General features: G+C 68.9%; 10 protein-coding genes. 6 read left to right on the top strand and 4 right to left on the bottom strand.

Going from position 1 to position 10,904, the window contains the following annotated elements; translation table 11 throughout:
- Positions 1–230: 230 nt before the first annotated feature.
- A complete protein-coding gene (locus SKC42_RS09945) occupies positions 231–458 on the bottom strand; it encodes a hypothetical protein (RefSeq protein ID WP_330964144.1) in 228 nt (75 codons plus the stop codon).
- 282 nt (positions 459–740) lie between these two features.
- Between SKC42_RS09945 and SKC42_RS09940 the strand changes: the two genes are divergently transcribed.
- Positions 741–2,375, top strand: coding sequence for a PPE family protein (locus tag SKC42_RS09940; protein WP_330964308.1), 1,635 nt, complete (start codon positions 741–743; stop codon positions 2,373–2,375).
- Positions 2,376–2,435: 60 nt separating this feature from the next.
- Here SKC42_RS09940 and SKC42_RS09935 read toward each other — a convergent pair whose 3' ends face one another.
- The gene (locus tag SKC42_RS09935) at positions 2,436–2,714 is read right to left on the bottom strand and encodes a hypothetical protein (protein WP_330964143.1); all 279 of its coding nucleotides are present in this window, start codon (positions 2,712–2,714) and stop codon (positions 2,436–2,438) included.
- Positions 2,715–2,994: 280 nt separating this feature from the next.
- Between SKC42_RS09935 and SKC42_RS09930 the strand changes: the two genes are divergently transcribed.
- Both SKC42_RS09930 and SKC42_RS09925 read left to right on the top strand, forming a co-directional pair.
- The gene (locus tag SKC42_RS09930) at positions 2,995–3,624 is read left to right on the top strand and encodes a MerR family transcriptional regulator (protein WP_330964142.1); all 630 of its coding nucleotides are present in this window, start codon (positions 2,995–2,997) and stop codon (positions 3,622–3,624) included.
- Positions 3,621–6,563, top strand: a complete 2,943-nt coding sequence (locus tag SKC42_RS09925) for a DUF4349 domain-containing protein (RefSeq protein WP_330964141.1) — start codon at positions 3,621–3,623, stop codon at positions 6,561–6,563. Before SKC42_RS09930 ends, SKC42_RS09925 begins: the two co-directional genes overlap by 4 nt.
- 25 nt (positions 6,564–6,588) lie before the next feature.
- Here the strand turns inward: SKC42_RS09925 and SKC42_RS09920 are convergent, their stop codons facing one another.
- Both SKC42_RS09920 and SKC42_RS09915 read right to left on the bottom strand, forming a co-directional pair.
- Positions 6,589–6,855 (bottom strand): hypothetical protein, encoded by a 267-nt coding sequence (locus SKC42_RS09920; protein WP_330964307.1) that lies wholly within the window; start codon positions 6,853–6,855, stop codon positions 6,589–6,591.
- A 64-nt stretch (positions 6,856–6,919) separates the two neighbouring features.
- The gene (locus SKC42_RS09915; RefSeq protein WP_330964140.1) at positions 6,920–7,312 is read right to left on the bottom strand and encodes a heme-binding protein; all 393 of its coding nucleotides are present in this window, start codon (positions 7,310–7,312) and stop codon (positions 6,920–6,922) included.
- A 237-nt stretch (positions 7,313–7,549) separates the two neighbouring features.
- On the opposite strand from SKC42_RS09915, the gene SKC42_RS09910 reads away from it, so the two are divergent.
- The 3 genes from SKC42_RS09910 (at position 7,550) to SKC42_RS09900 (ending at position 10,896) form a co-directional block, all read left to right on the top strand.
- A complete protein-coding gene (locus tag SKC42_RS09910) occupies positions 7,550–8,212 on the top strand; it encodes a hypothetical protein (protein ID WP_330964139.1) in 663 nt (220 codons plus the stop codon).
- Positions 8,209–9,399 (top strand): PrsW family intramembrane metalloprotease, encoded by a 1,191-nt coding sequence (locus SKC42_RS09905; protein ID WP_330964138.1) that lies wholly within the window; start codon positions 8,209–8,211, stop codon positions 9,397–9,399. Before SKC42_RS09910 ends, SKC42_RS09905 begins: the two co-directional genes overlap by 4 nt.
- Positions 9,400–9,774: 375 nt before the next feature.
- On the top strand, positions 9,775–10,896 hold the full coding sequence (locus SKC42_RS09900; RefSeq protein WP_330964137.1) for a PE family protein: 1,122 nt from the start codon (positions 9,775–9,777) through the stop codon (positions 10,894–10,896).
- The last annotated feature ends 8 nt before the right edge of the window (positions 10,897–10,904 follow it).

The raw sequence follows: 10,904 nt of genomic DNA, 5'->3' as shown, positions 1-10,904 counted from the left end.
CAAATCGGCCCAGCGCCCTCCGCGACCTACACCGCGCCAGCTACGCGTGCGTGTCCGCCATCCTCAACCTCGGAATCGCCCGATGAGGGTCGGGGTCGGCAGACGAATTGAGTGCTGAACACAAACCAGCATCCGGCGGGGCCGGAAGCTGGTTTGCTCAATTCGATTCGCGACGGGGGAGCACCCGACCGAAGGATTATCGCCGCGCCATTAACCGTGGCGGGTACGGACTAATTGCAGGGGTAGCAAGCCCAACCGTGGTCGCCATTGCGCCAGTAGAACCCGGCGCCGCAGCCGTGGTCGCCGGTCGAACCCTGGCAGTCCAGCGGCTGCACCGTGGCGGGCGTGCCGGGCCGCACCGGAACGACGGGCTGGTAAGGAGTTTGGGCGGCCTGCGCCGCGGGAGCGAAGGCCAGCGCGAAGGTGGCGGCGGACGCGGCGAGCAACTTCATTCGCATCAGGGATCTCCTATTGGTTTGACTAAGGGTGAAGTTATGTTATGACACCGAGACCATTTGTGAACGGTCAATTTGGGAAATGCAGGGTGCGTTCAGTCGGCCGTAACATTGGCCGCCCCCGACGACGGCCCCGCTTGCCACCCCGCCGGTACCGCGCGGACGGCGTCCGCCGATCGACGAACGACTCCGGTGAAACCCCTTCTTGCAGCTCATGAAACGATGTACGTTGCTTCCAACGCCCGCTGATGTGCAGAGCAAGGGGGAGCGGTAGTGAGCTTTGCGGTGTTTCCGCCTGAGGTGAATTCTGTTCTGCTGCTTAACGGACCGGGGTCGACGCCGATGTTGGAGGCGGCGGCGGCTTGGGACGGGATCGGCTCTGAACTGAGTTCGGCGGCGAATGCATTCAATTCCGTCACGGCGGACCTCGCGGCCCAGGCCTGGCAAGGCCCCGCCTCGGCGTCCATGACGAACGCGGTCGCCCGATATGTCGACTGGTTGGGCAAGGCCGCCGCGCAGGCCGAGCAGTCGGCAGCCCAGGCCCGCGCGGCGGCCGCCGCGTTCGAGGCCGCGGCGGCGACCATCGTGGACCCGGGGGTGGTGATGGGCAACCGGGGCTGGCTGGTGTCGCTGGTGGCCTCGAACCTGTTCGGGCAGAACACCCCCGCGATCGCGGCCGCCGAGGCCGAGTACGAGGAGATGTGGGCGCACGACGTCGCCGTGATGAGCGGGTATTACACCAGCGCGTCGGCAACGGTTGCCCAGTTGGGTCCCTGGGCCGGCGCGCTGGAAAACCTGCCGGGCCTGCCGGGCGAACTCGCCAGGGCTGTCGGGAACGGGTTGACCTTCGTCCAGCAGGAAGTCCAGCAGACCACCACGGCAGTGGCCAACGAAATCAAACTGGTGGCCAACACGATCTTCGTCGACATATTCGGCGAAACGGCCGCGCCGCCGTTCCCGGCGACCCAGGCCGGGACCTTCACCGGCACACCGTCATTGGCGACGAGGTTGGAAGAGTTCGCGCTGTTTCCGGTGAAGCCGCTGCTGAGTCTGTCCGGTCTCGAAGGCCAGCTCTCGTTGCCGAATTCCCCGCTCCTGGCACTGGTCAGCAGCGACATCCCGCCGCTGTCCTGGGTCCTGGGGAACTCACCGCCGCCGCTGTTGAACTGGCTGCTGGGGGAGACGGTCCAGTTCACCACGTACAACGGGATGAGCGTCGTGCAGATCACCCCCGCGCACCCGACCGGCAACTACGTGGTCGCCATTCACGGTGGGGCGTTCATCCTCCCGCCCTCGATCTTCCATTGGCTCGATTACTCGGTAATGGCCTACCAGACCGGTGCGACCATGGAAGTGCCGATCTATCCCTTGCTGCAGCAAGGCGGGACCGCCGCGACGGTGGTGCCCCAGATGGCCGGCCTCATCTCTTCGCAGATCGCCCTCCACGGGGCCCCGAATGTCAGCGTGATCGGCGACTCCGCGGGCGGCAACCTCGCGCTGGCCGCCGTTGAATCCCTGGTGGCCAATCATCAGGCCATTCCGGCGTCGATGGTTCTGCTGTCGCCCTGGCTGGATGTGGGAATGACGAACCCCAACATCGCGCTGGTCCAGGACCCCCTACTGCCGATCGGGCCCGCCCAACAGATCGGTAGGGCGTGGGCCGGCGCTCTCTCCGTGACCAACCCGCTGGTGAGTCCGCTGTACGGAAACCTGAGCGGGCTCCCGCCCACCTATGTCTATTCGGGCAACATGGACATCCTCTCGGCCGACGTGTTGACCCTGCAGCAAGAAGCCGTCGCGCAAGGCGCAAACATCAACTTCGTCCTGGCCAACGGCCAGATCCACGACTGGGTGCTGCTCACGCTGGACGGGCCGAGATACCTCGCACAGATCAACCAGGAACTCGGGATCGCGGCCTGATCGACTGCGGCGCAACGGCATTCGGCGCGCCTCGGCCCGCCTGCGAAGCCTCGAACGCGGTCAGCTGTCGGCGGCTTTGCCGTCCCCGTCCGGCGAGGCGCCCGCCTTCTTTCCTGAGGCCTTTTTTGCGGGTGCCTTCTTGGCCGGTGCTTTCTGGGCGGGCGCTTTCGCCGCTGCCTTCTTCGCGGGCGCCTTTTTTGCGGGCGCCGCCTTGGCCGGTCGTTTCGTTGTTGCACTCTCGTTCACCGGCGTCGAAGGCGTTGCGGCCGGCACCGTTTCGGGCTTCGAGGCCGCCGTGCTGCCGCTCTCGTCAGCCCGCACGACTGCGAGCTGCTTCACCGGAGCCGGAGTTCGGTACGCAAAGCCGATGCGTCGAATCGACCGCCCACCGAGGTCTAAGGTCTGACGCACCCCGCGCCACACGCGTCGCCGCCGCAATAAGGAACCGCGTGGCCCGCAACTGCATCAACACTCCGCTTGCCGCCTTGGGGTTTGTCGTCACTTCGCCTCCGTCGTCATACCGGCCGTCCCGAAGTAATACCCGGTTCCCGGCGTTCTGACCGTGAAACGAACAAGACTATCTTGACAGTGTAACAATGACAGTGTCAAGATCGACCTTGTGACCGACGAGGCGGCGTGGACGCTGGACGAGCTGGTGCGGCGGGTGGCCGCCAGCCTGGCGACCCTGGCGTACCCCGGCGCCCCCAACGGGCGCGTCCGGCAATTGCCCGATCGGCGGGCGGTGCGGTGGTACACGACGACCGGGCTGGTCGACCGGCCCGCCATGCAGGGCCGCACCGCGGTGTACGGGCCCCGGCAACTGCTGCAGATCGTCGCGGTCAAACGCCGCCAGGCCCAGGGCCGTTCGCTCGCCGAGATCCAGGCCGAATTGGCCGGTGCCACAACAAAAGCGCTGCGCGAGATCGCTGCCGTCCCGGACGAACTCATCGCGGCGGAAACTTCGCCCGCGCCGACGCCCCCGCGGGCGCGCCGAACGCGATTCTGGGCCGATCCGCCCGCCCCCGCGCCGCCGGTGGTCGACGAGGCCGGCGATGACACTGTCACGAAGCTGGCCGCCGTGCCATTGCCCGGCGGGGCGCTGTTGATGGTGCCGGCCGACCACACGGGCCGGCCCGATCGCGACGACATCCACGCGATTCACGCGGCCGCCCGGCCGCTGCTCGAACTGCTCGCCGAACGCGGCCTGCTGACAGGCCGTCCGTCCCCCGATGAACGGAGCCTCTCATGACCGTCCGCATCACCTCGATGACCGAGGCGGAGAGCACCCACGCGACGGCGACCGACGACGTGGGGCTGGGCGCGCTGCGCACCGACCGGGGCAACCTGCCGCTCGCATGCATCGACGTGCGCGTGGACATCACCGGCCTGACTAGCCGGGTCGCGTTGACGCAGGACTTCGTCAACGCCTTCGAGGTGCCGCTGGAAGCCACCTACGTCTTCCCGTTGCCGGACCGGGGTGCGGTGACACGAATGCGGATGACCGCCGACGGACGGGTGGTGGAGGCCGAACTGCGCGAGCGCGAAGCCGCGCGGCAGGCCTACGACGAGGCGATCGCCTCGGGCCGGCGGGCCTCGATCGCCGAGGAGGAGCGGCCGGAAATCTTCACCATGCGGGTGGGCAACATCGTGCCCGGTGAACGGGTCCGCATCACACTGACGCTCGTCATGCCGCTCGCCTACGCGGCGGGCGAGGCGACCTTCCGTTTCCCGCTTGTGGTTGCGCCACGGTACATTCCGGGCACCGCCCTGCCGGACATGGCGGTCGGGGACGGTCACGCCGACGACACCGACGCCGTTCCGGACGCGTCGCGGATCACCCCGCCCGTGCTGCTGCGCGGCTTTCCGCACCCGGTGCCGCTGGCCATCGAGGTCGGCGTCGACCCCGCCGGCCTGACATTGTCGGAGGTGCGGTCGAGCCTGCACACGGTGTCCACCCAGGACGGTCGCCTGCGGGTACAACCCGGCGACCGCGCCGACCGCGACTTCGTCTTGCGACTGCGCTACGGCGCCGAAGACGTCACCGACTCCCTCGTCCTGGTGCCCGACGCGACGGGCAACGAGGGCACCTATCAGCTCACCGTTCTGCCGCCGGCGTCCAGTGCCCCGCCCCGCCCGCGCGACGTGGTGCTGCTGCTCGACCGCTCCGGCAGCATGCGCGGCTGGAAGATGGTGACCGCCCGCCGAGCCGCGGCGCGCATCGTCGACACCCTCACCGAGTCGGACCGCTTCGCGGTGCTGACCTTCGACGACCACATCGACCGCCCGGCAGGACTTCCCGACGGCCTGGCGGAAGCCAGTGACCGCAACCGGTACCGCGCCGTCGAGCACCTCGCCCGGGTCGATGCGCGCGGCGGCACGGAAATGCTTGCGCCGTTTCGGCAAGCACTCAACCTGTTGCGGAACGATCAGGGCCGCGACGCCGTCGTCGTCCTGGTCACCGATGGGCACGTCGGCAACGAGGACCAGCTGTTGCACGAATTGACCGGGGACCTGCAACGGGTGCGGGTGCACGCGGTGGGCATCGACCGGGCCGTCAACGCCGGGATGCTGGGACGCCTGGCCGGCGTCGGCGGGGGTCGCTGCGAGCTGGTGGAGAGCGAGGACCGCCTCGACGAGGCGATGGACACCATCCACCGGTGCGTCGGCGCGCCGCTCGCGCACGCACTGGCGCTGCGCACCGACGGGCTGGCGACCATCGCGGGTACCGAAAGCCCGGCGCGGCTGCCCGACCTGTTTCCGGGGGTCCCGCTCGTTGTATCCGGGCGGTATCGCGGACGCGCGACCGGATCACTCACCGTGCGCGGCTCCACCCGCGACGGCGGGGACTGGTCGGCCACGGTCGCCGGTCAACGCCGCGATGCGCCGGCGGTGACGGCGCAGTGGGCGCGGGCCCGCCTGCGCGACCTCGAGGACCGCTACGCCGCAACCCCGACGGAGGGCCTGGCCAAACGAATCGTCGAGACCTCCTTGCGTTTTGGTGTCCTGTGCAGATTCACGGCGTACGTCGCGGTGGACAGCCGCGTGGTTGCCGAGGGGCTGGCGCGGCACCGGGTGATGCAACCCGTCGAGGTGCCGGCCGGATGGGACTCGGGAGGGGGACTGGCCCCGACCCGGGGGCCCGTCAACGCCGTGCCGGCGGCGGCGCTGCGGTCGGCGATGCCACCGGTCCCCGGTGGTACCGCACCGGTCGCGCCCACGCCGGTCGCCGCGACGGTGCCGACGCCTGGGCCGCCGGTGACGGCGCGCCCGGGGAAGCGCGAGGCGCGAACAGTGAAGTTGAGCAACGTGATTGCGCTGGCATTGGTCGGCGCGTTGCTGGTCGGCGCTGGATGGATCTGGTCGCTGGGTCGCGACGGCTCCTCGGCCGCCCCGCACGGCGCAGCCGGCAAGCCGCTCGGCACGATCGAGGCGCCGGCCCCCCGGGTACCCCTGCCCGAGAACACGATCGCGGCACCGAAGGCGCCGCCGCCTCCACAGGCGCCGCAGGACAACACCTCCCAGCGCGACGTCGTCACCACGGGCTCGATGCAGATGGTGGTCGCCGAGCCCGCCCGGGCGGCCGACCGGCTCGTTACCGCGGTCACCGATGCTGGCGGCCGGGTGGACTCGCGATCCGAGCGATCCGGGTCATCGACTCCCACGGTCGAACTCGTCCTGCGCGTGCCCGCGGACAGGCTCGACGGGGTCGTGGCGAACGCCAAGCAGCTCGGGACCGTCGAGTCCATGTCGATCAACCACAACGACGTCACCTCGCAGCGCGTCGACCTCGACGCCCGCATCGGGGCGCTGCAGACCTCCGTCAATCGACTGCTGGAGCTGATGGGTCGCGCCGGCAATGTCGCCGACCTGCTCGCCGCGGAGTCGTCGCTGACCGAGCGGCAGGCCGAACTGGACTCGTTGAGGGCGCGTCGCGCCGCCCTCGGCGACCAGATCTCCTACGCGACAATCAACGTCGACATCTCGGCCACACCGTCGGTGACACGCACCGGTTTCGTGGGCGCGCTCGAGCACGGGTGGCGGTCGCTGCTTTCGGTCCTGCGCGGCATCGCGCTGGCGGCCGCGTTCCTCATCCCCTGGACACCCGTGCTGGCCGCGCTGGTGCTCGTTGTCGTGGTCGTGCGGCGCCGCATGCCGAGCCGGCGAGCGGCTAGGACTAACTCGCCGTAGCGGATGTCGGCGCGAACCCGCCGCGTCAGAAGCACCCGCTCACCTGGACCCGCCGGCCGGCCCCGACGCACACGTTCACCGGCGGGGGAGGGGGCGGCGGGGGCGGAAAGTCTTGGGGCAGCGGCGCATAGTCGTTCGGCGGCGGCACATACGTATTCACCGTGTCGGCAACGTTGGTGCAGCCGCTGATCGAAACGCGCCTGCCGACGCTCGCGCACACGTCCGCGTTGGCCACGCCCGACGGGCCCAGAAGGGTGAACATTTCGGGAATCGTCGTGAGGGACAACACCATCAAGCTCCCCGCGGCGCACGACCGCAATCGAATAGTCATCGAAATCTCCTCACCGTCGTGTCACTCAGGGAGTCGCACCGCTCTCGCCGAGCAAGGGCGTCCAGTTGCACCGCTGCCTGATGTCGGCCAGCGGCTGGCGAATGCTCTCGAGGTCGGCCTGCTCCTGCGGATTGGCGTTGAAGTAGTTCTGCACTTCCTCGCGGATACGGTCCTTCGGCTGGTCCTGCAGTCCCGTGTAGAACGCATTGAGATCCGGATGCGCGAAGAGGTAAGCCGATAGCGCCGCCCCCACACCCGTCGCGACACCTGCCACGTCCGCCGCCGTGCAGTTCGGGGGGCGAGGCGGCGCGTCGGCCGTGGCGATACCCGCCGCGGCACCCAACAGCGTGCCGGTCAGTGCGGTGGCCCCCATCGCGCCCGCCACCAATCGGCGCGGCGTCAAACCTGAACGAAACATTTGCCGGCTCCTCCATCCCGTACTGCGCCGTAGCGGCACCGTGTCAACTCTGAACCCGGGGTATCGAGCGCGACTCGGGCCGAAAGTCACCTGCCCGACGGCCAACCGTCACACTCCCCGGGCCGGTCCCGGATTGCCGACGGTCGGGTCGGGCACCTCGAGCCGTCGCTACTGTCGAGCCCGACGCCTTCGGGGCGGTCAGCAAAGGTTCCGCAGCAGGATAGGTCGGAGGCACCCATGTCGGATGGCCCGCAACCGGTGGCCTCGGCGCCGAAGTTCGAACCCGCTGATGGCTGGGTGCCCGCCGATCAGCGGTGGTTCGGCCTTGATCGGCGCACGATGGCGCCCACGCTCACGGTGTTCGCGGTGGCGTTCGTCATGGCGGTGGTGTTGCCGCTGGTCAATGCGGCGGTGTCCTACCACGACCTGGTCAGGGCCGGCGACGTCATGGAACTGCAAGGCGATGTCACGTTCGTCCCCGACGCCGGCTGGGGCATCACGTCCGGGCTACGCGCCGGTCGCGGCCCGCTATCCGGCGAGTACCCCGACCACGCGACCGTGGTGAACGGGGATGTGACGTTCACCGTGCGCACGGCGCCATTCCAGGGAGATGCCAACGCGCTGCTCGATCAGATCGAGAAGACCACCGACGCGCTGAACCGCGGTCGCGGCGTTCACGTGACCGGCCGGCGCACCACGATCGTCACCGAAGACGGAAAACACGGCACGACCGCCCGGATCACCGGGCCGCAGAAGGGCGGCATCATCGCCGCTTTCGTGTTCGACGGGCGGGGCGTGGAGGCCGAGGCGACCGGACCCTCCGACGGCACGGCGGAGCCCACGGCGACCGTGGTCCGGATGATCCGCAGCATCAACCGCGGCGCAGAGGGCACACGATGACCGGTGCTGCCAGGACGCCGAGCGACCTCGATCGGGCCCGCGACGTCGCGCTCGACCTATCCGGCTGGGGCAGGGGATTCAGATTCTACCAACCCCGCAACTTCGCGTTCTGGGGATACCTGGCTCTGGTCGGCACGGGGGCGGTCGCCTTCGCCTCCCAGCTCGCGCGGGAGTACAACGCCTACGGCCAAGCGCTCGGCCTGGCCGTGACGTTGTTCGCGGTCTACGCGGCCCTCTTCTGGTGGTTCACAGTGCGCATCGACCGCTATGCCAAACTGCCCGCCAAGCTGATGGTCGTCGCCTTCCTGTGGGGCGGTTTCGCCGCGACCTGGATCTTGGCGGCCAGCGCGAACGACGCGATCCTCGCCCTGTACGCGAAGGCGTTCGGCCAGGCGTGGGCCCTGGACTGGGGCGCGGGGCTGTCGGCGCCGTTCGTCGAGGAGCCGGCGAAGGGAATCGGGTTGCTTCTCCTGGTCGCCTTGGCTCCGCGGCAGGTCCGGACCGCATTCGACGGCTTCATCCTCGGGGCATTCATCGGCCTCGGGTTCCAGATCGTCGAGGACATCGCGTACGCGATGACGGCGGCGGGCTCGCAATTCGGCGCCAATCAGGTGGGCGCGTCCCTGGCCACGATCGTGCTGCGCATGGTGAGTGGAGTCGGCGCGCACATCGTCTACAGCGCGATCTTCTGCGCGGGCCTGATCTATTTGCTGGGCAGGCCGGCGGAACCCCGGCGCGTGTTCCGGGGCCTGCTGCTCATGGCCACGGCGATGCTGCTGCACGGCGCGTGGGACACGCTGACGGCGGTCGCGGGCTCGAGCCCGCTCGCGATGCTGGGCCTGCTGGTCGCGGTCATCATCGTGGCGCTCGGCATCGCGGCCCGCGTCTACGCCGTCACCGTGGTCCGAGAACGCGACTTCCTGCGCGACGTCATGGCACCCGAGGAGGACCAAAATGTCATCACGGCAAGCGAACTCGAGGCGTTGGTCGGAAAGCGCAAGGCTCGGCGGGCTTACCGCAAGGCCGCGCAGGGCCGCCGGCAACGAAAACGCGCCCGCTACGTTCTCAACGCCGCGTACGACCTCGCCGGCGCGCTGGCCGCCGCGCGCGGCGCCGATACCGACCGCGTGCGCTTCGCCCGTGCCGAGGTCGGCCGGATTCGCGCCGGCCAGCCGCCGCCATGGTGAGCTGGCGGCGGCCCAGGCATTCGTCCCACCGCGAGTGACGCCGAACCCGTTGTCGTTCAACGGCGTTGGGCCCCGAGCCGGGATCCGCACACCGCGGACCCGCAACGGCCGCTCGCAGCCGCCCGCCGCGGGTGATTGCCCGGGTGTGCCATGGTGGGCGGTATCAAGAATGTCGATTCAAATACTTTTGGTTTGAAAACGCGCTAAGGGGGCCGCTTTTTGGGGCCGATCGGGCACGAATTAAGGCGCGAAAGATGAATCACCGACACATCCATGAAAAACCATATTTTCGTAGGCATTTCGAACGCGCTTAATTAAGCTCATGTTGCTTAGGTCGTCGGGCGACCGTTGCAATGGCTTTACCGGGAGGCGGTTATGTCATATCTGGTCACGACGCCGGACGAAATTGTCGCGGCGGCGCAGAATTTATCGGGCCTACGGACACTGCTGGCCGAATCCGCCGCCTCAGCAGCGCCGACCACCACCACGGTGGTCGCCGCGGCCCAGGACGAGATTTCGGGCCTGGTGGCCTCCCTGTTCAGCAACTTCGGCCAGGAATTCCAGGCCCTCAACGCCCAGGCGACCGCTTTTCATGAGCAATTCGTCGGCCTGCTCAGTGGCGGCGCGAATGCGTATGCGGCCACCGAGGCGGCCAACGCCGGAGAGGCATTGCTCGGGGCCGTGAATGCGCCCGCCCGAATGCTCGAGCAGGGAATTGGCAGCGCGGCGGCGAGCGCGCAGAGCGCCGCCGCCGACCTGAGTGTGTCCTCCTTCTTGGGTGGCAGCATCAGCCTGTCCCTCGACGGCGGCGTGGTGACTCTGCCGCCGATCCTCGGCGGTGGCGCGCTGACGGTGCCGTCGATCTTCACCGGCGGCGTCCTCGGCCTCCCGCCAATCCTCGGCGGCGCGCAGCTGACCGTGCCCCCGATCTCCAGCCTCGGGCCCGCCCTCGCGAACGCGGTCAACCCCTTCATCTACGGCGGTGTGGTTGACCTGCCGCCGTCCCTGGGCGGCGGCGAACTGGTCGTCCCGTCGATCCTCACCGGCGGCTTGCTGAACCTGCCCGCGACGCTGGGGGGTGGCATCCTCGGCCTACCGTCGATCATCACCGGCGGCCTGCTGAGCCTGCCCGAGAGTCTCGGCGGCGGCATCTTCTCGGTGCCGCCGATCACCACCCTGCTCAGCCCAATCATCAACGGCGGCATCTTCACTCTGCCGTCGATCCTGGGCGGGGGAGAACTGGGTCTGCCCTCGGTCCTCACCGGCGGCGTGCTGAGCCTGCCGCCCATCTTCGGCGGCGGGACCATCGGCATTCCCTCGATCCTCACCGGCGGCGTCCTGAGCCTGCCCACGAGCATCGGCGGCGGGGACGTCGGCATTCCGTCGATCATCACCGGTGGCGTGCTGACCCTGCCCCCGATCTTTGGCGGCGGAACGATCTCGGTGCCCCCGATCCTCACCGGCAGCCTGGGGCTGAGCCTCCTGCTCGGCGGCTGACTGAAAAA

It is taken from the genome of Mycobacterium sp. 050134 (genome assembly GCF_036409085.1).
Lineage (GTDB): Bacteria > Actinomycetota > Actinomycetes > Mycobacteriales > Mycobacteriaceae > Mycobacterium.
Note: the sequence above shows the minus strand (reverse complement) of the source record. Positions and strands in the feature narration are given on the sequence as shown.

What these genes read in the sequence shown, in the direction of transcription:
- SKC42_RS09945 (WP_330964144.1), bottom strand. Translation starts at nt 458, where the DNA reads ATGCGAATGAAGTTGCTCGCCGCGTCCGCCGCCACCTTCGCGCTGGCC.
- SKC42_RS09925 (WP_330964141.1), top strand. Translation starts at nt 3,621, where the DNA reads ATGACCGTCCGCATCACCTCGATGACCGAGGCGGAGAGCACCCACGCG.
- SKC42_RS09920 (WP_330964307.1), bottom strand. Translation starts at nt 6,855, where the DNA reads ATGGTGTTGTCCCTCACGACGATTCCCGAAATGTTCACCCTTCTGGGC.
- SKC42_RS09915 (WP_330964140.1), bottom strand. Translation starts at nt 7,312, where the DNA reads ATGTTTCGTTCAGGTTTGACGCCGCGCCGATTGGTGGCGGGCGCGATG.
- SKC42_RS09910 (WP_330964139.1), top strand. Translation starts at nt 7,550, where the DNA reads ATGTCGGATGGCCCGCAACCGGTGGCCTCGGCGCCGAAGTTCGAACCC.
- SKC42_RS09905 (WP_330964138.1), top strand. Translation starts at nt 8,209, where the DNA reads ATGACCGGTGCTGCCAGGACGCCGAGCGACCTCGATCGGGCCCGCGAC.
- SKC42_RS09900 (WP_330964137.1), top strand. Translation starts at nt 9,775, where the DNA reads ATGTCATATCTGGTCACGACGCCGGACGAAATTGTCGCGGCGGCGCAG.